This is a genomic window from Endozoicomonas sp. SESOKO2 (assembly GCF_024606245.1).
GTDB lineage: Bacteria > Pseudomonadota > Gammaproteobacteria > Pseudomonadales > Endozoicomonadaceae > Endozoicomonas_A.
This window is the reverse complement of record NZ_JAHHPQ010000708.1, coordinates 1-1,090: the sequence shown is the minus strand read 5'-3', so window position 1 is coordinate 1,090 and position 1,090 is coordinate 1. Positions and strand designations below refer to the sequence as shown.

Below are 1,090 nucleotides of genomic sequence, written 5' to 3'. Positions count from 1 at the left end.
TTCGCCCCTGTTGATCTACTCCGGGACCGCCCAGCAGTAAGTGTCGCCAGTGACTGTGCAAGTGACAGTCAATGAGAACGGTATGGTCATCATCCACGTTGCCTTCGACACCGGGGAGTTCAGCCAATACCGGAGGAACCTCGTTGATCTTCATCGCCTGGTCACTACCGGTCTGTGCGTTGAACTGCCAGGTATTTCCCGGCCGATTAATTCGCCGCCAAAAATCAGCACCCGGAGCGCCATCAGTCGGGCCAACCGATGCCAACTGTGCAGGATCTGCCAAAACCATTAAAGCAACATGCTCTCCCAGTGGGCTTTTCTTTTGGCTGACTTTGTCGTACAGGCAGGGGTTATCCGGGTCCAGTAGGTCGTTAAATTTTGGCAGCTCCTCACTGGTGAGTTCGCGGATATCTATCACCAGGGTGAGTGGCTTTGGACTTTCAAACAGCTTGCCTGAACCCAGAACGTGGCAACCGTCGTCAGAAATGCTCAACCGGCTCACCAGATTAGCCTGTGAGAGGTCATCGGGGTGGGAGATAAGCGTGACATCACATTGTCCCTCGCCGGTCCGGGCCACTAAAAGCTGTCGTACCTCGTCATCACTGGTGACAAAACGAAAATCGAAGGAATGAGGGACTTTTCGGAGCGGGGAATCTATTGCGGATAGGCTTCTCGCTCTGTCAGGCGACGCAATCGGAGGTGATGATAGAGTGAGTTTGTAGGTTAACTTATCGCAGATTTCTACCCTCTTTGACGATGAATCCAGCTTTGCTCTCTTCTCGGCTGGTATGTCACTACCCTTTAGATAACTATCAGTCACGTCACTAACAAGAGAGAGTTTGTTTATATCTCCACCAACTTGACCATCCATAGTCATTCTCCTTCCCGTGATCTAAAGGACTGCATTGAAATCATTTGCTTATACGTAGATTTGACCTTCAGACAGGATAAAAGTTCGATTCGGATAGATACCGGCAGAGCAATTGCCTTTGTAGGGGGGACAATTTCGTAACGAATCTTGATATAAAAGAGAGTGTGGGTACTCGCCAGCAGGTATAACTGCAAGCTTATTAACTCAAGCTGAATGATT

2 protein-coding genes are annotated in these 1,090 nt (G+C 49.5%); both read right to left on the bottom strand.

What is annotated here, in order from left to right:
* Positions 1-871, bottom strand: an 871-nt coding sequence (locus KDK17_RS17015; RefSeq protein ID WP_257288628.1) for a hypothetical protein, incomplete at its 3' end; no start/stop codon positions are given.
* 2 nt (positions 872-873) lie between these two features.
* Positions 874-1,090: hypothetical protein (locus tag KDK17_RS17010; RefSeq protein ID WP_257288627.1), on the bottom strand; the 217-nt coding region annotated here is incomplete at its 5' end.